The sequence below is a fragment of the Roseinatronobacter sp. NSM genome (genome assembly GCF_052379845.1).
Classification (GTDB): Bacteria; Pseudomonadota; Alphaproteobacteria; order Rhodobacterales; family Rhodobacteraceae; genus Roseinatronobacter.
The window spans coordinates 82,658-102,215 of the sequence record NZ_JBQTCF010000004.1 but is presented as its reverse complement, the minus strand read 5'-3'; the positions used below and the strand labels follow the sequence as shown (position 1 = coordinate 102,215).

17 protein-coding genes are annotated in these 19,558 nt (G+C 59.0%); 5 read left to right on the top strand and 12 right to left on the bottom strand.

Annotated elements, in window-relative coordinates; genetic code table 11:
- Positions 1-13: 13 nt before the first annotated feature.
- From ACTZWY_RS03600 to ACTZWY_RS03585, 4 genes are all read right to left on the bottom strand, one after another.
- Positions 14-889 carry a F0F1 ATP synthase subunit gamma gene (locus ACTZWY_RS03600; RefSeq protein WP_444789312.1) on the bottom strand — a complete coding sequence of 292 codons (876 nt, stop codon included), beginning with the start codon at positions 887-889 and terminating at the stop codon, positions 14-16.
- Positions 890-912: 23 nt separating this feature from the next.
- On the bottom strand, positions 913-2,451 hold the full coding sequence (gene atpA / locus ACTZWY_RS03595; protein ID WP_444789311.1) for a F0F1 ATP synthase subunit alpha: 1,539 nt from the start codon (positions 2,449-2,451) through the stop codon (positions 913-915).
- Entirely contained in the window at positions 2,452-3,012 is a 561-nt protein-coding gene (locus ACTZWY_RS03590; protein ID WP_444789310.1) for a F0F1 ATP synthase subunit delta, read from the bottom strand.
- 327 nt (positions 3,013-3,339) lie between these two features.
- Positions 3,340-4,089, bottom strand: coding sequence for a hypothetical protein (locus ACTZWY_RS03585; RefSeq protein WP_444789309.1), 750 nt, complete (start codon positions 4,087-4,089; stop codon positions 3,340-3,342).
- Positions 4,090-4,184: 95 nt separating this feature from the next.
- On the opposite strand from ACTZWY_RS03585, the gene gloB reads away from it, so the two are divergent.
- The 3 genes from gloB to ACTZWY_RS03570 all read left to right on the top strand — a co-directional run bounded on the left by gloB (position 4,185) and on the right by ACTZWY_RS03570 (position 8,327).
- Entirely contained in the window at positions 4,185-4,973 is a 789-nt protein-coding gene (gene gloB, locus ACTZWY_RS03580; RefSeq protein WP_444789308.1) for a hydroxyacylglutathione hydrolase, read from the top strand.
- Between the two features lie 159 nt (positions 4,974-5,132).
- Positions 5,133-7,451 carry an ATP-dependent Clp protease ATP-binding subunit ClpA gene (clpA, locus tag ACTZWY_RS03575; protein ID WP_444789307.1) on the top strand — a complete coding sequence of 773 codons (2,319 nt, stop codon included), beginning with the start codon at positions 5,133-5,135 and terminating at the stop codon, positions 7,449-7,451.
- A gap of 93 nt (positions 7,452-7,544) precedes the next feature.
- A complete protein-coding gene (locus ACTZWY_RS03570) occupies positions 7,545-8,327 on the top strand; it encodes a rhomboid family intramembrane serine protease (protein WP_444789306.1) in 783 nt (260 codons plus the stop codon).
- A gap of 2 nt (positions 8,328-8,329) precedes the next feature.
- Here the strand turns inward: ACTZWY_RS03570 and ACTZWY_RS03565 are convergent, their stop codons facing one another.
- From ACTZWY_RS03565 to ugpB, 5 genes are all read right to left on the bottom strand, one after another.
- On the bottom strand, positions 8,330-9,241 hold the full coding sequence (locus ACTZWY_RS03565) for a glycerophosphodiester phosphodiesterase family protein (RefSeq protein ID WP_444789305.1): 912 nt from the start codon (positions 9,239-9,241) through the stop codon (positions 8,330-8,332).
- Positions 9,242-9,256: 15 nt separating this feature from the next.
- A complete protein-coding gene (locus tag ACTZWY_RS03560; RefSeq protein WP_444789304.1) occupies positions 9,257-10,309 on the bottom strand; it encodes a sn-glycerol-3-phosphate import ATP-binding protein UgpC in 1,053 nt (350 codons plus the stop codon).
- A 2-nt stretch (positions 10,310-10,311) separates the two neighbouring features.
- On the bottom strand, positions 10,312-11,160 hold the full coding sequence (gene ugpE / locus ACTZWY_RS03555; RefSeq protein ID WP_444789303.1) for a sn-glycerol-3-phosphate ABC transporter permease UgpE: 849 nt from the start codon (positions 11,158-11,160) through the stop codon (positions 10,312-10,314).
- Positions 11,161-11,173: 13 nt separating this feature from the next.
- On the bottom strand, positions 11,174-12,058 hold the full coding sequence (gene ugpA, locus ACTZWY_RS03550) for a sn-glycerol-3-phosphate ABC transporter permease UgpA (RefSeq protein ID WP_444789302.1): 885 nt from the start codon (positions 12,056-12,058) through the stop codon (positions 11,174-11,176).
- Positions 12,059-12,136: 78 nt separating this feature from the next.
- Entirely contained in the window at positions 12,137-13,459 is a 1,323-nt protein-coding gene (ugpB, locus tag ACTZWY_RS03545; RefSeq protein WP_444789301.1) for a sn-glycerol-3-phosphate ABC transporter substrate-binding protein UgpB, read from the bottom strand.
- A gap of 183 nt (positions 13,460-13,642) precedes the next feature.
- Between ugpB and ACTZWY_RS03540 the strand changes: the two genes are divergently transcribed.
- Positions 13,643-14,551, top strand: a complete 909-nt coding sequence (locus tag ACTZWY_RS03540) for a LysR substrate-binding domain-containing protein (protein ID WP_444789300.1) — start codon at positions 13,643-13,645, stop codon at positions 14,549-14,551.
- Entirely contained in the window at positions 14,548-15,468 is a 921-nt protein-coding gene (locus ACTZWY_RS03535) for an HAD-IIA family hydrolase (protein ID WP_444789299.1), read from the top strand. The genes ACTZWY_RS03540 and ACTZWY_RS03535 overlap by 4 nt, the downstream gene beginning before the upstream one ends.
- A gap of 45 nt (positions 15,469-15,513) precedes the next feature.
- Here ACTZWY_RS03535 and ACTZWY_RS03530 read toward each other — a convergent pair whose 3' ends face one another.
- The 3 genes from ACTZWY_RS03530 to ACTZWY_RS03520 form a co-directional block, all read right to left on the bottom strand.
- Positions 15,514-16,659, bottom strand: coding sequence for an iron-containing alcohol dehydrogenase (locus ACTZWY_RS03530; protein WP_444789298.1), 1,146 nt, complete (start codon positions 16,657-16,659; stop codon positions 15,514-15,516).
- Between the two features lie 3 nt (positions 16,660-16,662).
- Complete coding sequence (locus ACTZWY_RS03525; protein ID WP_444789297.1) at positions 16,663-18,042, bottom strand: aldehyde dehydrogenase family protein; 1,380 nt, start codon at positions 18,040-18,042, stop codon at positions 16,663-16,665.
- A gap of 83 nt (positions 18,043-18,125) precedes the next feature.
- Positions 18,126-19,493, bottom strand: coding sequence for a glutamine synthetase family protein (locus ACTZWY_RS03520; RefSeq protein WP_444789296.1), 1,368 nt, complete (start codon positions 19,491-19,493; stop codon positions 18,126-18,128).
- Positions 19,494-19,558: the final 65 nt, after the last annotated feature.

Below are 19,558 nucleotides of genomic sequence, written 5' to 3'. Positions count from 1 at the left end.
CTCTCCGGGTTCGTCAGAGCGCTTCCGCGCCCGAAATGATCTCGATAAGCTCTTTGGTGATCGCGGCCTGACGCGAGCGGTTATACTGGATGGTCAGCCGGTCGATCATGTCGCCCGCATTGCGCGTGGCGTTGTCCATTGCTGACATCCGTGCACCCTGTTCAGACGCCGCATTTTCCAGAAGCGCGGTGAAGATCTGCGTGGTCACGGACCGTGGCAGCAGGTCTTCCAGAATGGCTTCCTCCGATGGCTCGTAATCATAGAGCGTTTCGGATTTGGCCGTATCGGTTTCGGGCACTTCGGCAGGAATGATCTGCTGCGGTGTCGGAATCTGGCTGATCACCGATTCAAAGCGGTTGTAAAAAATGGTCGCAACGTCGAATTCGCCGGCATCAAACATTTCGAACACACGTTTCGAAATATCGGCTGCATTTTCATATCCGACGCGCTTGACCTCGCTTAGATCGACGTGACCGACCATATGCGCCGACAGGTCACGCTTCAGCTGCTCACGGCCTTTTTTGCCGACAGTCAGAATTTTGACCGTCTTGCCTTCGGCAAGCAATTTCGCAACCCGCACACGCGCGGCCTTCACGATGGAGGAATTGAACCCACCGCAAAGCCCGCGTTCGGCCGTCATGACCACCAGAAGATGGGTCTGGTCCGACCCGCTTCCAGCCAACAGTTTCGGTGCCGTTTCCGACCCTGCGACAGACGCCGCAAGGCCATTGACCACATTCGCCATACGTTCGGCATAAGGACGCGCTGCTTCGGCGGCGTCCTGGGCGCGGCGCAGTTTTGCGGCCGCGACCATTTGCATGGCCTTCGTGATCTTGCGCGTTGATTTAACGCTGGAGATCCGGTTCTTGAGGTCCTTCAGGTTTGCCATTCGCTCCTCCTGTTACCCCGCCCTTAGGCGAAGTCTTTCGCGAATTCATCCAAAGCGGCGCGGATTTTTTGTTCCAGCTCACCTTTAACCTTGCGGTCATTTATGGTGATGTCATCCAGAAGCGCCTTGTGGCTGCCGCGCAGATGGGCCAGCAGACCTTTTTCAAAGCGGCCCACATCCTTGACGGCAACCTTGTCCAGATACCCTTGGGTGCCCGCAAAGATCACGCAGACGATTTCCGCGTTGGTCATGGGCGAATACTGGCCTTGCTTCATCAGCTCAGTCAGGCGCGCACCACGGTTCAGCAACCGCTGGGTGGACGCATCCAGATCGGACCCGAACTGCGCAAACGCCGCCATTTCGCGGTATTGTGCCAGTTCCAGTTTCACCGGACCGGCAACTGATTTCATCGCATCGGTTTGCGCAGACGACCCCACGCGCGACACGGACAGACCAGTGTTCACCGCCGGGCGGATACCCTGATAGAACAATTCGGTTTCAAGGAAGATCTGACCGTCGGTGATCGAAATCACGTTTGTCGGAATAAAGGCCGACACGTCACCGCCCTGGGTTTCGATGATGGGCAGCGCCGTCAGCGACCCCGAACCGTGATCTTCGTTCAGTTTCGCAGAGCGTTCCAGAAGGCGGGAGTGCAGGTAGAACACGTCACCAGGGTAAGCTTCGCGGCCCGGTGGGCGACGCAGCAACAGCGACATCTGGCGGTAAGCAACAGCTTGTTTGGACAAATCATCATAGATGATCAGCGCATGGCGGCCATTGTCGCGGAAATGCTCGGCCATGGCCGTGGCCGCATAGGGGGCCAGAAACTGCATGGGCGCCGGGTCGGACGCGGTTGCGGCAACAACGATCGAATATTCAATCGCGCCGGTTTCTTCCAGCTTCTTCACCAACTGCGCAACAGTCGACCGCTTCTGACCGATTGCGACATAGACACAATACAGTTTCTTGGATTCATCCGCACCGGCAGCTTCGTTATAGCTTTTCTGGTTCAGGATGGTGTCCAGTGCCACAGCGGTCTTGCCGGTCTGGCGGTCACCGATGATCAATTCGCGCTGGCCGCGGCCAATCGGGATCATGGCGTCCACGGATTTCAGGCCGGTTGCCATGGGTTCATGAACCGATTTGCGCGGAATGATGCCCGGTGCCTTCACATCGGCGACGCGACGGTCTGACGTTACAATCGGCCCTTTGCCGTCAATGGGGTTGCCAAGACCGTCAACAACACGGCCCAGAAGGGCGTCGCCAACCGGCACATCCACGATGGATTTCGTGCGCGTGACTGTGTCGCCTTCCTTGATGCCGCGGTCGTCACCGAAGATAACGATACCGACATTGTCGGCCTCAAGGTTCAGCGCCATACCGCGCACGCCGCCGGGGAATTCGACCATCTCGCCGGCCTGAACATTGTCCAGACCGTGGACGCGCGCGATGCCGTCACCCACGGACAACACACGCCCGACTTCGGCGACTTCGACATCCTGACCGAAGTTCTTGATCTGCTCTTTCAGGATCGCAGAGATCTCAGCTGCTTGGATACCCATTTATCCGACCTCTTTCATACTGTTCTTGAGGGCCGCGAGCTGCGCACGGATCGAGGTATCGATCATTTGCGAGCCCACCTTGATGACAAGACCACCGATAAGGGATTCATCGACAGCCAGTTTCAGTTTTATATCCTTGCCAATACGCGCTTTGAGCGTTTTGACAAGCTCTGTTTCCTGTGCCTTGGACAACGCCTGCGCAGATGTCACCTCGGCGGTGACTTCGCCTTTTTCATGGGCGATGCGCGTGCGCAGTGCAGCCAGCACATGCGGCAGGGCAAACAGGCGGCGTTTCTGGGCCATAAGCCCAAGTGCGCCCGCCACGTTCTGCGACAATTTCATTTTACTGGCGATTGCAGTAATCGCGGTTGCAACCTGATCGCGCGTGTAAACCGGCGATGTGATCAGGGTGCGCAGATCAGCACTTTCTGTCAGCGCGCCATCCAGCGCGTCAACATCTGCTTCAAGGGCTTTGAGCGATTTTGACTCTTTCGCCAACTCAAAAATTGCAGTGGCATAGCGCGCGGCGATGCCGGAGGAGATCGAAGCTGGTTCGGACACGTCCACCCTTCCATCTGGTTTTCATCAAGCCTCGCGCTGGCCCGATGTTATGAATGCTACAGTTACGCGGCATGTGAGGTCGGCGCGGGTTTAGCAGAGGTCCATTTCTGCCGCAACCGCGAAGGTAACCACTTCTTGATGATCCGGGTCATAAAATTACCCCGCATCCCGTTTTTGCCGCAGTGCGGGGCCTTCATCCCCGTCTGTTTGCGCAATCACCTGCGGGGATGGCCCGTTTTTGCAGTGGTGATGATTCCCTTATGCCGCGCGGCGGGCTTTCGTGGGCAGGACAATTTGCCGCAGTTCGGTGTATGTGAAAAACACCATTTACCACGCTGGACGCGCCCCGGGCTGGGTAACCCCGTCAAGAACCCGCAAGGGTTTGCGCGATTTCACCACCAGCCCGGTCGTTCCGGGCGTGTCGCTGATGCGGCGTGCATGCACAACAAGAACCCCGCCCGCAGGGTAGCGCGACAGTTTTTGCCCGATCCGTTCCAGTGTCATGGCCCATCGCAGCCATCGCGCGGTGTCGCGCGGGGGGAAAAACAGCGCCGCACAATGCCCTTCCAGCGCGAAGCCGTGGTCCTTTAGTTGCGTTTCGATCTGGCCCAGCGAATAGGGCCTGCCCAAGGCAAAGGGCGTGCCGTCGCGGCGGGCCCAAAGCCCCGACCGGTTGGGCACGATGAACACGGCCTTCGCCCCTGTTTTCAGCACGCGCGCGGCATCTTCCAGCAAGGCGGCGGGCCGGTCGGATGTTTCCAGCCCGTGCAGCAATACCAGCCGGTCAATTGTGCCAGTGGCCACGGGCCAGTTGGTTTCCTCGACCAGAACAGAATGATTTGCGGATTCAGCGGGCCAGTGCATCACACCTTGCTGCGCGGGCATCAGCGCGGTCACGCGTGCAGCCTCATGCAGAAACGGGCGCAAGAGGGGCGCCGCAAAGCCGAACCCCGCCACCGACAGGCCCGATGTGTCCGTCCAGAAGGTGCGCAACTGGTCGCGCATGGCCTTCTGGGCCGCGCGCCCAAGGGATGTTGTGTAATAGAAGTCGCGCAGCGCACGGACATCGTGATGCATGGTTTGCCCTTCACCCCTTGATGATGCCTTGGTTGCACATGCCGCCCGTTTGGCGCAGTCTTGGGATAACTGTAACCGATGAAAGCGAAAAGACCATGCCCTTTGTGTTGCACGCTGTCCCCTGCCTTGCGGACAATTACGCCTATTTGATTCATGACGCTGTTTCAGGCAGGACAGCGGTTATTGATGTGCCCGACGCGGCACCTGTTCAGCAGGCGCTGACCGCGCAAGGCTGGACACTTCAGGATATTCTGATCACCCACCACCACAACGACCATATTGATGGCGTGCAGGATTTGCGCGCAGCCACTGGCGCGGCCGTCTGGGGCGCGCGCAAGGATGCCCACAGGTTGCCCCCCCTTGACCACGCCCTGGCCGAAGGTGACCCGGTTGTTATCGGCACCCAACAGGGCCGGGTGCTGGACGTGCCCGGACATACGATCGGCCATATCGCGTTCCATTTCCCCGAAAGCCGGCTGGCCTTTACCGCTGACAGCCTGATGGCGCTGGGATGCGGGCGCCTGTTCGAAGGCACCGCAGAACAGATGTGGTCCAGCCTGACAAAATTGATGGCGCTGCCTGATGACACTGTCATTTGTTCCGGGCATGATTACATCAAGGGGAACGCCGCATTTGCATTAAGTGTGGATGGGGATAATCCCGACTTGCAAGCCCGCATTGCCCAGTGCAAAATAGACGCAGAAGACGGCAAGCCAATGGCAGAAGACGGCAAGCCAATGGCAGTTGTGCCCCTTGCGCTGGAACGCCAGACCAACCCTTTCCTGCGGGCCGCTGACCCCCGCATGAAGGCCGCGGTCGGACTGCCCGGCGCCAGCGATGCCGAGGTGTTCGCGCATCTTCGCGCGCTTAAAGACAAGTTCTGACCAGCCTGATCTGCTTAATCCGTGCTTGTTTCGTGCCTTTGGGACCAAGTTGGAAAAAAAATACTTGAACGGCGGAAAATAAAACCGAAGTTTAAGATTAAGAGGCGAGACTGATCTTGCGGTATGGGCCGAAGATCAAACTATACAGGAGCGTCTGACGTGCCATCATTTTCTGCGACACTGGAACAATCCATCCACGGGGCCCTGGCCTTGGCCAATTCCCGTCGGCACGAATTCGCAACGCTGGAACATTTGCTTTTGTCACTGATTGACGAACCGGATGCCAGCCGCGTTCTGCAGGCCTGCAATGTCGATCTGGAGGAGCTGCGCAAAACCCTCAATGACTTCATCGAGGAAGAACTGACATCTTTGGTGACCGATGTGGAAGGGTCCGAAGCAGTGCCAACGGCCGCTTTCCAGCGCGTGATTCAACGCGCGGCCATCCATGTCCAAAGTTCTGGCCGCAATGAGGTGACGGGCGCGAATGTGCTTGTCGCCATTTTCGCCGAACGCGAATCGAACGCGGCCTATTTCCTGCAAGAACAGGATATGACACGCTATGATGCGGTGAATTTCATTGCCCATGGTGTTGCAAAAAACACCAGTTTTTCCGAAGCGCGCCCTGTTTCCGGCGCGGAAGAGGAACAGGCTGGCCCCGCCAGCAGTGATGAAAAGGCCAAGGAAACGGCATTGGGCAAGTTCTGCGTCGATCTGAACGCCAAGGCGCGCAAGGGCGAAGTGGACCCGCTGATTGGCCGCGGGTCCGAGGTGGAACGCTGCATTCAGGTCCTGTGCCGCCGGCGCAAGAACAACCCACTTCTGGTGGGCGATCCCGGTGTTGGCAAAACCGCGATAGCCGAAGGGCTGGCCAAGAAGATTGTCGAAGGACAAACACCTGAAATTCTTGCGCATTCCACCATCTATTCGCTGGATATGGGCGCACTTCTGGCGGGCACCCGCTATCGCGGTGATTTTGAAGAACGCCTGAAATCGGTCATGCAGGAACTGGAAGACCACCCCGACGCAGTGCTGTTCATCGATGAGATACACACTGTCATCGGGGCAGGCGCGACATCAGGCGGGGCAATGGATGCGTCCAATCTGCTCAAACCCGCGCTTCAGGGCGGCAAATTGCGCTGCATGGGGTCCACGACCTACAAGGAGTTCCGCCAGCATTTCGAAAAGGACCGCGCCTTGTCGCGTCGGTTCCAGAAAATCGATGTGGTTGAACCCACTGTTGAAGATTCGATCAAAATTCTGATGGGGCTGAAACCCTATTTCGAAGAGCATCACGACATTCGCTACACCAATGACGCGATCAAAACCGCTGTCGAACTGGCCGCGCGCTATATCAACGACCGAAAATTGCCCGACAAGGCGATTGATGTGATTGATGAAGCGGGCGCTGCACAGCATTTGCTGGCAGATTCCAAGCGGCGCAAAACCATCAGCCCCAAAGAGATTGAGGCCGTGGTGGCCAAGATTGCGCGAATCCCGCCAAAGAATGTGTCCAAAGACGATGCCGAAGTGCTGCGTGATCTGGAGCGTTCGCTGAAACGTGTGGTTTTCGGGCAGGATACGGCGATTGAGGCGCTGTCTTCCGCGATCAAGCTGTCGCGCGCGGGCTTGCGCGAACCCGAAAAACCCATTGGGAACTACCTGTTTGCAGGGCCAACAGGGGTTGGTAAAACCGAAGTGGCCAAACAGCTTGCCGACAGTCTGGGCGTTGAATTGCTGCGTTTTGACATGTCGGAATACATGGAAAAACATGCTGTTTCCCGCCTGATCGGTGCCCCGCCGGGCTACGTCGGGTTTGATCAGGGCGGTCTGCTGACGGACGGGGTGGACCAGCACCCGCATTGTGTGCTGTTGCTGGACGAAATCGAAAAGGCCCATCCGGATGTGTATAACATTCTGCTGCAAGTCATGGATCATGGCCAGTTGACCGACCATAACGGCCGCACTGTCAATTTCCGCAATGTCATCTTGATCATGACATCGAACGCGGGTGCGGCAGAACAGGCGAAGGCGGCCATCGGCTTTGGCCGCGACCGCCGCGAAGGGGAAGATACGGCTGCGATTGAACGGACCTTCACGCCCGAATTCCGCAACCGTCTGGACGCGGTGATCAGCTTTGCGCCGCTTCCCAGAACGGTCATTGTGCAGGTTGTCGAGAAGTTTGTTCTGCAGCTGGAAGCCCAGCTTATGGATCGCAACGTCACGATTGACCTGTCAGAAGAGGCGGCCGCATGGCTGGCGGAAAAAGGCTATGATGACAAAATGGGCGCACGTCCGCTGGCGCGTGTGATTCAGGAAAACATCAAGAAGCCGCTGGCAGAAGAATTGTTGTTTGGCAAACTGACCAAGGGCGGGCTGGTGCGCGTGCATGTGCGCGATGACAAGATCGCCCTGACCGTAGAGGGGCCGGAGGCCAAGCGCCTGACCGGAAAGAACCCGCCCTTGCTGACCGCCGACTGACATTGCCGCGTGCGCACCCTGCGCGCCAGCTTATAGTGCCGACCAAACGCCCGAACATGTTGTTCGGGCGTTGTGGCTTTCAGGACCCCCAGAATGCTTATCCCGATCCGCGACCATAACCCGCCGGCAAAACGGCCTTTTGTGACCTATGCCTTGATTGTGGTGAATATTGTCGTGTTTGTTGGCTATGCGGGTCTGTTTGCGCAAGAATTTCGCCTGATGGATTTCTTCCAAAGCTGGGGCATGCTGCCTGCGCGCCTGCGTCTTGGAGAGGGGTATGTCACCCTGATCACGCATCAGTTTCTACATGCAGATTTACTGCACTTGGGGTCCAATCTGCTGTTTCTGTGGATATTCGGAAATAACATGGAAGATGTCTGGGGACATTTCAGGTTTTTGGGCTTCTATCTGCTATGTGGAATATCGGCTGCGGCGCTGCAATTCGCGTCCGACCCGGGGTCGGCTGTTCCAATGGTGGGCGCATCTGGCGCGATTGCAGGTGTTCTGGGCGGGTATGTGCTGTTTTACCCGCGCGCACGGGTGGATTTGTTCCTGTTCCTGATTGTCATTTTCCGCGTCATACCCACCCCCGCATGGGTGGTTCTGGGCGGATGGTTCATGTTGCAAATCCTTGGGGGGGTATCGGTGCCTTCAGGGGGGGGCGGGGTGGCTTATTGGGCGCATGCGGGCGGGTTTCTGGCCGGGGTTGCGCTGTCATTCCCGCTATGGCAGCGGATGGGGGGGCGGGCGTTCTGGTCGCGCTGCGTGGGTCACCCCCCCCATCCCGAAGCGCGTTACAGGTTTGTGGCATCCAGCGTGCCGAAATCTGGCAAACCCCCACGGGCCGCATGCCCCGGCCCGTGGGAGCGAAAGTAACGTCAGGCCACGGCAATACCCAGCACGTGTTGCACGCGTGCCGGATAGTCGGTGATGATCCCGTCCACACCCATATCAACCATCGCGCGTATGTCGGCGTCATCATTGACCGTCCATGCATTGACCGCCAGATCCAGCGCATGTGCCTGCGCCAGTCGCGCTGGTGTCAGGTCACCAAAATAGGGGCACCATGCTTTGGCCCCTTGCGCGGCAATCAACGCGGGCAAGCTGCCGTCGAAATCAGCCCTGTCCAGCCCGTCCATAAGTGGCCCGCCATCAATGATGTTCGTCTCATGTCCCGGTTGTTCGAAACTAAGATGGGCGCGGGCAATTTCCGGGGCGAGCTGGCGCAGCGCCGACAGAACACGCCAGTCAAACGATGACACAACCACCCGTGCCCCCAGACCTGCGCCTTGCACCAGCCGCGCCACATCTGCGGCCAGTATGTCGGGCGCATCGCTCAGCTCTGGCTGATGGGCATGGGACTTGATTTCGATATTGATCAGCAAATCAGGCCATGTTTGCGCCCAGTCCAGAAATTCCGCAAGCGTTGGAATGCGCGCGCCATCATGGGGGGCCTGTTGGGGGTAGCGCGCCGCATAGGCGGTGGCGGGGTTCATGCGCCCGATGTCATACCCGCGCAGCGCGTCGACTGTCAGGTCAATGACCTTGGGTCCCGCCGCGGGCAGCCATGCGCCCTGCGCGTCGCGGGTATGGGCCACGGGCAGTAGCGGATCATGCAAGATGACCGGAACGCGGCCCTTGGCGTTCTGGACGTCCAGTTCAACAGCGGTCACACCGATCTTGCGCAAATAGGCAAACCCCGCCATGGAGTTTTCCGGCAGCACGCCGCGCGCGCCCCGATGCCCGTAAATTTGCGGGTGCCCGGCAGGGCGACGCAAGAAATTTGTCATATCACAGGGCCCTGTTCAAGAAACGCGTTTGCCGGTCGTGCGGTCAAACGGGTGCAAGCTGTCGCGCCGCACGCTGAAGGACAATGTCTGACCTTCCGCCACAGAGGGGACATGCGGCAGGCGCACAATCATGTTTTCATCCAGCCCGTCGAATTTCAGGTGCAAATGGCTTTCGGCCCCCGCAGGTTCCAGCAGCAGCAGGGTTCCTGTCAGGATCAGGTCACCGTCACCGGGCGTTTCAAGGGCGAAATCTTCGGGGCGAATACCGACCAGATCAGCGGCTTGGGGAATATGTGCCAAGCTGTCGGCCTGTTGGGTGCTGCGCAGATAGTCGGCAGGCAGCATGTTCATGGCAGGCGATCCGATGAACCCGGCCACGAAGGTGGTTTCGGGCCGCGAATACACGTCCATGGGCGTGCCCACCTGTTCAATCTGGCCGCCATTCAGGACCACCAGCCGGTCGGCCATGGTCAGTGCTTCCAACTGGTCATGGGTCACATATAGCGACGTGGTGGCCAGACGTTTTTGCAACTGCCGGATTTCCACCCGCATTTGCACGCGCAGTTTCGCATCCAGGTTCGACAGCGGTTCATCGAACAAAAACGCCGCCGGTTCGCGCACCAACGCCCGGCCCATGGCCACACGCTGGCGTTGCCCGCCTGACAGCTGGCGTGGCTTGCGGTCCAGAAACGGCCCGATTTCCAGCATTTCAGCAGCTTGCCGCACGCGGCGGTCAATCTCGGACTTTGAAAAGCCACGGTTTTTCAGCCCATAGGCCAGATTGTTGAACACGGTCATATGCGGATAAAGCGCGTAGTTCTGAAACACCATCGCAATATCACGATCTGCCGGTTCCAGCGTATTGACCACACGATCCCCGATTTTCAGTGTCCCTTCGCTGATGGTTTCCAACCCCGCGACCATGCGCAGAAGGGTGGATTTGCCGCAGCCCGACGGGCCGACCAGCACAATCATTTCGCCATCTGCAATATCAAGGTTGATGCCGGTTACCGCGCGCACACCGCCGGTATAGACCTTGTGCAGGTTATCCATTTTAATGGAGGCCATTGTTATTTCTCCGTCTCGGTCAGGCCTTTGACAAACAGGCGTTGCATGAACAGGATCACAAGGATCGGGGGCAGGGCGGCCAGAACCACAGTGGCCATCACCAGATGCCACAGCGGTTCACTGTCCCCGCCGGTAACCATGCGCTGAATGCCCATGACAATGGTGTAATATTCCGGGTCCGTGGTGATCAGCAGTGGCCACAAATATTGGTTCCAGCCATAGATGAACATGATCACAAACAGCGCCGCGATATTGGTGATCGACAAGGGCATCAGAATGTCCTTGAAGAATTTCATCGGCCCCGCACCATCCACGCGGGCAGCTTCCATCAGTTCCTCGGGCACGGTCATGAAGAATTGCCGGAACAGGAACGTGGCGGTCGCGCTGGCAATCAACGGAATGGACAGGCCCGCAAAACTGTTGAGCATGCCCAGATCGGCCACCACCTGAAAGGTGGGCAGAATCCGCACTTCGACCGGCAGCATCAGCGTCAGGAAAATGACCCAGAAAAAGAAGATGCGGAACGGAAAGCGGAAATAGACAATCGCAAAGGCCGACAGCAGCGAGATGGACAATTTGCCAATGGTAATCGCCATCGCCATGACAAAACTGTTCCACAGCATGCCCCCGATGGGCGGTGTGCCTGCGCGCGAACGCCCTTCGACAATGACAGTCTTGTAGTTTTCCAGCGCATTCGGGCCGGGCAATAGTGGCATGACACCGCGCACAAATGTTCCCGGCGGGTGGGTCGAGGCCACGACCGCCACATAGACAGGAAACACCACGATCGCCACGCCAAAGATCAGGATGATATGGGCAAGCAGGTTGCCCCAACGATTATTTTCGACCATGTGCCGCGCCCCTTCAGTAATTTACGCGCCGCTCGATATAGCGGAACTGGATGACGGTCAGGATGATGACGATCCCCATCAGGATGACGGATTGCGCAGCAGAGGACCCAAGGTTCAGGTTCACAAACCCGTCGCGGTAGACCTTGTAGACCAATATATTCGTGGCCTGCGCCGGCCCGCCTTCGGTGGTGGCATGGATCACGCCGAAAGTGTCGAACATGGCATAGACCACATTCACCACCATCAGGAAAAAGGTGATGGGCGACAGCAGCGGAAACACAATGGTCCAGAAGCGCTTCATCCGGCTGGCCCCGTCAATCGCGGCCGCTTCGATCAGGCTTTGGGGAATGGATTGCAGGCCCGCAAGGAAGAACAGGAAATTATAGCTGATCTGTTTCCACGCCGCTGCAATGATGACCAGCATCATGGCATCCGTGCTGGAGGCGCGGTGGTTCCAGTCATACCCTACCCCCTTGAGCATATAGGGCATGATCCCGATTGAGGGGTTGAAGATGAACCACCACAACACACCCGCAATTGCAGGGGCCACGGCATAGGGCCAGACCAGAAAGGTGGTATAAGTGTCGCGCGACCGGATCATGCGGTTGACCATGACGGCAAACAGCAACGCAACCGACATTGACAACAAGGTGGTTCCAACGCTGAACCAGAAGGTCACATTCAGCGAATTCAGATATAGCGGATCGTCCAGCAGGCGCGCGAAATTGTCCAGACCCACGAAAACTGTGCTTAGCCCGAAAATATCCTGACGCAGCACAGATTGATAAAGGGCCTGCGATGCGGGCCAGATAAAGAAGATCAGCGTGATGATAACTTGCGGGGCCAGCAAGGCATAGGGAAGCCACTTGCTGGAAAAGGTCATCCGTTTGGTTTGCATGTCGTGTGGCCTTGGCTGGCGTCCAACGAAAGCGCCCCCGGCAAGGGTCATGCCGGGGGCGCTGGTTTCAGTGTGGGATCAGTTCATTGCAGCTTCGAATTCGCGCAGAAGCGTGTTGCCACGGCTTACGGCGTCATCTGCAGCTTGCTGGCCGGTTTTTGCACCCGTCATGACCGATTCCATCTCTTCCGAAATGATGTCACGGATCTGGACGAAGCTGCCAAACCGCAGACCTTTGGAATTTTCAGTCGGCGGGTTCAGCGTCATTTGCAGGATTGATGTGTCCGAACCGGGGTTTTCGTCATAATAGCCTTGTTCGCGGGTCAGATCGAATGCTGCCTGCGTGATGGGCAGATAGCCCGTGTCCTGATGCCATTGTGCCTGCACTTCAGGTTGCGACAGGTATTCGAAGAAGCGCGCGACGCCTTCATATTCGGCCTGGTCCTTGCCGCGCAGCACCCACAGGGTTGCGCCGCCAATGATGGTGTTTTGCGGCGCGCCCTCGACTGTGTCGTAATAGGGCTGGAAGCTGTAGCCGACGTTGAAATCAGTGTTGCGCAGCACACCGGCGCGGCTGGCGGATGACCCGAAGACCATGGCGCATTCGCCTGAATAGAACGCGGGGAACGCATCGGGGCCAGTATTGGGGCCACCCCAACGGAACGCGCCTGCATCCTGCCATGCCTTCAGGTTGTCCCAATGTGTGGCAACCAGGTCATTGTTGAACACGAATTCGGTGTCAAACCCGGCGAACCCGTTTTCCTGTGTGCCCAACGGAATGTTGTGCCATGCGCTGAAGTTTTCCAGCATCACCCAGCTTGGCCAGGATGTGGTGAACCCGCAAGGCGCAGCGCCAGATTCCAGAATCGCGATGGAGGTGGATTCCATTTCCGCCCATGTGCGTGGTGGTTGTTCGGGGTCCAGCCCTGCCGCTTCAAACACATCCTTGTTGTAATACATGATCGGGGTGGATGAATTGAACGGGAAAGACAGCATATTGCCGTCCGGGTCGGTGTAGTAGCCTACGACTGTCGGCAGGTAAGCGGACGGGTCGAAGGGAACGTCATAATCGGCCATCAACTGATAGATGGGGTAGATTGCGCCTTCGGCTGCCATCATGGTGCCGGTGCCCACTTCGAACACCTGAACGATATGGGGCTGTTGTTGCGCACGGAATGCGGCAATCGCGCCGGTCATGGTTTCGGTATAGGTGCCGCGGAAGCTGGGCCGCACTTCAAACTCGTCTTGGCCAGCGTTGAAATCTGCGGCGATGGCTTCCAGCATTTCACCCAGTTCGCCACCCATGGCATGCCACCAGTCAATGGTAACCTGCGCATTGGCCCAGACAGGGGTAAGTGCGGTGCTTGCGGCGATACAGGCGCCAAACACATGTTTCTTCATGATTTCCTCCCTTTCGAAGGTAGCGGTGAAACTTTTCGGTTTGTCACGGGGCCAAGGTTTTGCCCCCGCTCGCTACGGGGATTAACGTTGCATTGTAACAATCATAAGACAAGACAATTTTTTTATTTTGATACATAATGCGATGTTATAAAAATTGACCTTGGGTCATATGAGGAAGCACCGATGTCAGGGCAGATCAGTCCACGCCAGCTAGAAGCGTTTCACGCTGTTGTCGAACATGGCACGATGACGCGCGCCTCGCAGCAGTTGAATGTGTCCCAACCCGCTGTCAGCCGGCTTCTGTCCGATCTGGCGCATGATCTGGGCTTTGCGCTGTTTGACCGGCGCGACGGGCGGCTTGTGCCCACGCAGGAGGCGCGATTTTTGCTGCCAGATATTCGGCGATTGCTGGAATTGCTGACCCGTATTTCGGAAACCAGCCGCAATATAACCCAGCGCAAGGCGGGGGATTTGCGGATTGCCTGCCTTCCGGGGTTTGCCATCAGCCATTTGCCGCGTGTTGTGGCCGGTTTTCTGAAAGACCGGCCCGGCGTGACGGTCACACTGGAACCCGACCGCCCTGAACGCATTCTGGAATGGATGGTGGGCGAACAGTTTGATTTCGGCATCACTGACGGGTTCGAGGGGCACCCGGCGGTCGAACATGAAGAAGTGCGCGTCAGAACTGTGTGCATTTTCCCGCAAGACAGCCCGCTTGCGCGGTTGAAAGTGATTCGACCCCGCGATCTGGTTAGCCAGAAACTGATTCACACCCGCCGCGACAGCCCCTTCTTCCGGCTGCTTAGCGAATCATTTGCCGCAGATGGCCAAAGCATAACGACCTTTGTTGAAGCGCGCCAATTTACGACTGCTTGCGAATTCGTGGCCCAAGGGGTGGGGGTGTCGGTGGTCAGTGAACTTGACGCGGTGAAATATCGCGGGCAGGGGGTGATGTATCGCCCGTTCCACCCCGTTGTGCCGCACCGCCTGTCCCTGGTGCGCCCGGTTCACAAACAGCCCTCCATGATCACGCTGGAATTCATGGAATGCTTTATCGAAAGCCTGCGCCCGTTTTATCTGGAGGAAGAATGAGCTTTTCCCTGCACTCGCCGCCCGTAACCGGGGCGGATGCGTTTGCGCTGTATCAGGCCATTGCGCAGCGACTGCCACAGGCCGCCCCCAAACAGCGGTCGAACAAGGCGGCCAACCTGGCCGAAATTGCCGCGCAGTATGATGGGTTTGCGCTGGATGCGTTTGGCGTGCTGAATGTGGGGAAGGGGGCCATTGCGGGGGCAGTGGCGCGTATGGCGCAACTGCGCGCAGCGGGCAAGGCGCTGTGCGTGCTGTCCAATGCCGCCAGTTACCCCAAGCCCGATCTGGTGACGAAATACCACCGGCTGGGGTTTGACTTTACCGCAGATGAAGTGGTGTCGTCGCGCGATGTCGCCTTGTCCGTGTTGCCGCAGCTGGCAGACGGGGCGTCCTGGGCCGTTATCAGCGCGGCAGGCGACCCGCTGAAGGATATTCCCGCCCCCTGCCACGATGCGCTGGCAACCCCCGACGGGCTGGAGCATGGCGACGGAATTCTGTTCCTGTCATCGGCACGCTGGACCATGGCCTTGCAGGAACGGCTGCAAAGCACGCTGCGCGCGCGCCCGCGCAACGTAGTGATTGCCAACCCTGATCTGGTCGCCCCGCAGGAAAGCGGGTTTTCGCTGGAACCGGGGTTTTTTGGCCATGCCCTGGCGCAGGACCTGCAACCCTGCCTGCGCTATATCGGCAAACCCTACGGGGATGCGTTTTCAATGGTGCTGGCGCGTCTGGGGGGCGGTGCGCCGCAGCGGCTGGCCATGGTGGGCGACACGCTGCACACAGACATTCTGGGCGGCAATGCGGCAGGCTTTGGCACTGTGCTGGTCACCGGACATGGGCTGTTTCGCGGGCTTGATGTGGCCCCCTTTGTGACCGAAAGCGCGATTACGCCTGATCACATCATTCCCACCACCTGACGCGGGCATGCGACTGGCCCGAACCTGTCGGGCCAGTCGCTGAACTTACATGCAGGCGTCATACAGCGCGCGCGTATTCTCGCGCGTCATGGTCACCGGATTGCCCCCGCAAGACGGGTCCAGCAGCGCCATATCCGTCATTTCATCCAGCCGTGCAGGGTCCACCCCCATGGCTGACAGGCTTTCGGGAATGGACAGCGCGGCGCGCAGCTCCATGATGCGGGCGCCAAACCCCTCAAACCCGCCATCAATCCCCAGATAGGCGGCTGCGCGCACAATCCGGTCCTCAATGGCCGGGCGGTTGAAATCCAGCACCATCGGCATGACCACGGCATTGGTGGTGCCGTGATGGGTGTTGTAGATCGCGCCCACAGGATGGCTAAGCGAATGGATCGCGCCCAACCCTTTCTGGAAGGCCACAGCGCCCATCGCGGCGGCGGACATCATATTCGCGCGCCCCTCCAGGTCCTCAGGGGTGGCATAAACGCGGGGCAGGTTTTCAAACACCAGCCGCATGCCTTCCAGCGCAATCCCTTGGGACATGGGGTGGTAATGCGGGCTGCAATAGGCTTCCAGACAATGCGCCAGCGCGTCCATGCCGGTGCCCGCCGTGATAAAGGCTGGCATGCCCACAGTCAGCGCAGGGTCGCAAATGGTGACGGCGGGCATCAGTTTGGGGTGGAAAATAATCTTCTTGCGGTGCGTGGCACTGTCGGTCAGAACGCCCGCGCGCCCCACTTCGGACCCGGTGCCCGCAGTGGTGGGCACTGCAATGATGGGTGCAATGGTGTCAGGGTTGGCCCGCGTCCACCAATCGCCAATATCTTCCAGATCCCACACACTGACCGGCTGCTCCACCATCAGCGCAATCATCTTGCCCAGATCCAGCGCCGAACCGCCCCCGAAGGCCACAACCCCGTCATGCCCGCCTGCGCGGTAGACGTCCAGACCAGCGGTCATATTGGCCTCTGTGGGGTTCGGGTCCACGTCCGAGAACATGGCCCGGCCCAAACCTGCGGCATCCAGCACATCCAGCGCCTGCGCCGTGATGGGCAGCGCTGCCAGCGCCTTGTCGGTGACCAGCAGCGGGCGCTTCATGCCCGCTGCGGTGCAATGCTGCGCGAGTTCCGAAATCCGGCCCACGCCAAATTTTATTGCTGTCGGATAGCTCCAGTTTGCCGAAAATGACATGTCTCAGACCTTTTTCAGATGGTAGGATTTGGACCGCGTCAGCGCCAGATAGCCCAGTTTCGACAAGGCCGCCCCGCGCCCCGTGTCCTTGCAGCCCGACCAGCACAGGGCCGGGTCCAGATAATCGCAGCGGTTCATCAATATGGTGCCAGTGTCCAGCTGCGCCCCGATGGCGCGCGCGGCCTGCGTGTCGCGGGTCCAGACCGATGCCGTCAGCCCATAGGGGGAATCGTTCATCAACGCCACTGCCTGCGCATCATCTTTTACCGGCATGATGCCCACCACCGGACCGAAGCTTTCTTCCTGCATGACACGCATGGAATGGTCCACATCAACCAGAATCTGCGGCGCCAGATAAGCCCCGCCATCATCCGCAGGGAACAGGGCAGGGTCAATCAGCGCCCGCGCCCCCGCCGCCACCGCATCCGCAATCTGGCTGCGCACTGTGGCCGCGAAACGCACATGCGCCATCGGGCCCATGGTGGTGTCGGGTTCCAGCGGGTTGCCCAGCTTCTGGCCGCTCACCCAATCCACGGCCTTCTCAATGAACGCCTCATACAGGCTTTCATGCACATAAATCCGCTCAATCCCGCAGCAACACTGGCCGGAATTGAACATCGCGCCATCCATCAGCCCCTCCACGGCAGCCTCCAGATCAGCATCTTCGCGCACGTAGCCCGGGTCCTTGCCCCCCAACTCCAGCCCGACACCCGTGAATGTGCCTGCCGCCGCGCGCTCAATCGCCTGACCGCCGCCCACGGATCCGGTGAAATTCACAAACCCGAAGGCGCGCTCACCGATCAAAGCCTCAGTTGTCGCATGGTCCAGAACCACATTCTGGAACACATCTTGCGGCACCCCGCCCGCATGCATGGCCTGCGCCAGCCGCTCGCCCGCCAGCAATGTCTGACTGGCATGTTTCAGCACAACTGCATTTCCCGCAATCAGCGCAGGAACAACTGTGTTCACTGCCGTCAGGAACGGGTAATTCCATGGCGCAATGACGAACACCACACCATGCGGCTCACGCGCCAGAACGCGCGCCACAGTGTCGCTGTCTTCAATCACATCATCGGCCAGCGCCTCTGCGGCAATCTGCGCCATATAGGCCGCGCGTTCGCGCACCCCGCCCATTTCGCCCCCATAGCGCACAGGGCGGCCCATCTGCCAGGCCAGTTCTGGCACAATCTGCGTGTTCATCCCCTCCAGCGCGGCAATGCCCGCCATAACCAGATCACTACGCTCTTGCAGCGGGCGCAGCGCCCAGTCCTTCTGCGCGGCGCGCGCGCGCGCAACAGCGGCCCGCGCGTCGCCCGGCGACAAAACCGCACGCTCGGCATGAACCGACCCATCCACAGGCGAGATCAGCTTGATCGTAGACATCCTTGCTCCTGTTTTCTGCCCCGCACCCCGGTGCTGCAGGCTTCATCTTGCCAAAAATACTCAAACATGACGCTGGCGCCGGCTCATCCCCGTTCCAGCAACCGCCTGCGTTCCCAATCTGTCACCACGCGGTCATGTTCTGCAATTTCCCATCGGGCGGCATGGGCGTAATGCGTCACGACATCATCGCCCAAGGCCGCACGCAACATCTTCGACCCCTCCAGCAGGTCGGCGGCCTCGCGCAGGGTCTTGGGTATCTCGCGCGCCTCGCGCGCGCCATACATATCCCCGCGCAATTCCGGTTCCAGCGCCATGCCTTCCTCGATCCCCGCAAGCCCCGCCGCCAACAGCGCCGCACAGGCCAGATAGGGGTTCAGGTCGGCGCCCCCAATGCGGCATTCCACCCGCACGGCCTTCGTGCCATCCCCGCACACACGGAAGCCCGCCGTGCGGTTGTCCAGCGACCATACTGCCTTGGTGGGGGCAAACATGCCAGTGCAGAACCGCTTGTAACTGTTCACATTGGGGGCCAGAAACGCCGTGATCTCGCGCGCATGGGCCAGTTGTCCGGCCATATACTGGCGCATCAGCGCCGACATGCCATATTCGGCATCGCGGTCCATGAAGGCCGCCTCCCCCGCGGGTGTCCACAACGACTGGTGCACATGGCTTGATGATCCCGCGCGCCGGTGGTCATATTTCGCCATAAAGGTCACGGATTTTCCCAAAGAATGGGCAATTTCCTTGGTCGCCTGCTTGGTGATCACATGATAATCGGCTGTGGTCAGCATATCGGCATAACGGATGTTGATTTCCGCCTGACCGGCCTCGGCCTCGCCCTTGGAATTCTCCACCGGAATACCCGCACCATACAGACCATTGCGCAGCGCGCGCATCAGCGGCTCTTCCTTGGTGGTCTGGAACAGATGGTAATCCTCGTTATAAGCCGAAATCGGCGTCAGGCTCTCGGTGCCCGCATCGCGCAACGCCTCATAGCTTTGCTCGAAAATATAAAACTCCAGCTCCGTCGCAGCCATCGCCTCATAGCCCAGCGCGCGCGCCCGCGCGATCTGGCGCTTCAATATCGCGCGTGGCGAAATGCTGATCTCCTCATGGCTGTGATGGTCCACCAGATCGCACAGCACCAGCGCCGTTCCCTCCAGCCATGGCAGGCGCCGCAGCGTGGCCAGATCGGGCTTCATGGTATAATCCCCGTATCCCTTCGCCCAACTGGTTGACTCATACCCCTCGACCGTCAGCATCTCCATATCCGTGGCCAGCAGGTAATTGCAGCAATGCGTTTCCTCATATCCCGATGCCAGAAAATGCGCGGCATGGAACCGCTTGCCCATCAGGCGGCCTTGCATATCGGGGGCCGCCACCAACACTGTATCAATCTCGCCCGCATCAAACGCCTGTTGCAGGTCCTGCAATGTCATTCCAGCGCCCATAAGCCTGTCCTCCTACCACTTCCAGCGCGCGGGTTTATCCGCATTCATTCTGGTAAAAATATCCT

What these genes read in the sequence shown, in the direction of transcription:
- ACTZWY_RS03600 (WP_444789312.1), bottom strand. Translation starts at nt 889, where the DNA reads ATGGCAAACCTGAAGGACCTCAAGAACCGGATCTCCAGCGTTAAATCA.
- atpA (WP_444789311.1), bottom strand. Translation starts at nt 2,451, where the DNA reads ATGGGTATCCAAGCAGCTGAGATCTCTGCGATCCTGAAAGAGCAGATC.
- ACTZWY_RS03585 (WP_444789309.1), bottom strand. Translation starts at nt 4,089, where the DNA reads ATGCATCACGATGTCCGTGCGCTGCGCGACTTCTATTACACAACATCC.
- gloB (WP_444789308.1), top strand. Translation starts at nt 4,185, where the DNA reads ATGCCCTTTGTGTTGCACGCTGTCCCCTGCCTTGCGGACAATTACGCC.
- ACTZWY_RS03570 (WP_444789306.1), top strand. Translation starts at nt 7,545, where the DNA reads ATGCTTATCCCGATCCGCGACCATAACCCGCCGGCAAAACGGCCTTTT.
- ACTZWY_RS03565 (WP_444789305.1), bottom strand. Translation starts at nt 9,241, where the DNA reads ATGACAAATTTCTTGCGTCGCCCTGCCGGGCACCCGCAAATTTACGGG.
- ACTZWY_RS03560 (WP_444789304.1), bottom strand. Translation starts at nt 10,309, where the DNA reads ATGGCCTCCATTAAAATGGATAACCTGCACAAGGTCTATACCGGCGGT.
- ugpE (WP_444789303.1), bottom strand. Translation starts at nt 11,160, where the DNA reads ATGGTCGAAAATAATCGTTGGGGCAACCTGCTTGCCCATATCATCCTG.
- ugpA (WP_444789302.1), bottom strand. Translation starts at nt 12,058, where the DNA reads ATGCAAACCAAACGGATGACCTTTTCCAGCAAGTGGCTTCCCTATGCC.
- ugpB (WP_444789301.1), bottom strand. Translation starts at nt 13,459, where the DNA reads ATGAAGAAACATGTGTTTGGCGCCTGTATCGCCGCAAGCACCGCACTT.
- ACTZWY_RS03540 (WP_444789300.1), top strand. Translation starts at nt 13,643, where the DNA reads ATGTCAGGGCAGATCAGTCCACGCCAGCTAGAAGCGTTTCACGCTGTT.
- ACTZWY_RS03535 (WP_444789299.1), top strand. Translation starts at nt 14,548, where the DNA reads ATGAGCTTTTCCCTGCACTCGCCGCCCGTAACCGGGGCGGATGCGTTT.
- ACTZWY_RS03530 (WP_444789298.1), bottom strand. Translation starts at nt 16,659, where the DNA reads ATGTCATTTTCGGCAAACTGGAGCTATCCGACAGCAATAAAATTTGGC.
- ACTZWY_RS03525 (WP_444789297.1), bottom strand. Translation starts at nt 18,042, where the DNA reads ATGTCTACGATCAAGCTGATCTCGCCTGTGGATGGGTCGGTTCATGCC.
- ACTZWY_RS03520 (WP_444789296.1), bottom strand. Translation starts at nt 19,493, where the DNA reads ATGGGCGCTGGAATGACATTGCAGGACCTGCAACAGGCGTTTGATGCG.